1 protein-coding gene is annotated in these 863 nt (G+C 67.1%); it reads right to left on the minus strand.

Going from position 1 to position 863, the window contains the following annotated elements; translation table 11 throughout:
* On the minus strand, positions 1-836 hold an 836-nt coding region (locus tag EN781_RS33380), incomplete at its 3' end, for a transaminase (protein WP_127400772.1).
* Between the last annotated feature and the right edge of the window lie 27 nt (positions 837-863).

The following is an 863-nucleotide window of genomic DNA, read 5'->3' on the forward strand; positions in this document are numbered from 1 at the left end:
CTCGTGTAGCCGCCGGGGCCGGTGGAGATGGTGTGCGTCTCATCGATCAGGAGCAGCGTGCCGGCGGCACGGGTGAGGCGCCGCAGCGCGTCGTGGAAGCCCGGTTCCGGCAGCACCATGCAGGAGTTGGTCAGCACCGGCTCGGTGATGACGCAGGCGACATCCCTGTCCGCAAGCGCCGCTTCGAGCGCGGCGATGTCGTTGAATTCGACGATCTTCGTTGCCCGGGTGAGATCGCGGAATTCGCCGGCGAGCCCCGGCCGGTTCACCGGTTTGCCGTCGATCAGCCGCACCATCGTCTCGTCGACCGAGCCGTGGTAGCAGCCGTTGAAGACCAGGATCTTCTCCCGGTTGGTGACGGCGCGGGCAACGCGTAGCGCGAAACGGTTGGCGTCGGTCGCGGTGGTGGCAATCTGCCAGAAGGGCAGGCCGAAGCGCTGCTGGAGCAGCGGGCCGATGGCCAACGCATCCTCGCTGGGCAGCATATAGGTCAGGCCGCGCCCGGACTGCCGGCGGATGGCGCGGGCGACCGGCGGCGGCGAATGGCCGAACATCGAACCGGTGTCGCCGAGGCAGAAATCGTCCAGCCGGTTGCCGTCGATGTCGGTGATGGTGGCGTTCTTGGCGCTGTCGACCAGGATCGGGAACGGCGTCGGCCAATCGTTCATCCAGTGCATCGGCACGCCGCCGAAAAAGCCGGGCAGGCCATTGCCGGCCTTGGCCAGCGATTTCGGCCGCGCCTTGCGGAAAACCTCCGCCTCCGTCTCGCGCAGCACGGCAATGCGCTCGCGGCTGATGCCGCCGATCGACGTCTTTGAATGGCTGGTTGAATGCATGAAGTCCCTCTCGCGCGCACTGTAGAC

The organism is Mesorhizobium sp. M4A.F.Ca.ET.090.04.2.1 (assembly GCF_003999085.1).
Classification (GTDB): domain Bacteria; phylum Pseudomonadota; class Alphaproteobacteria; order Rhizobiales; family Rhizobiaceae; genus Mesorhizobium.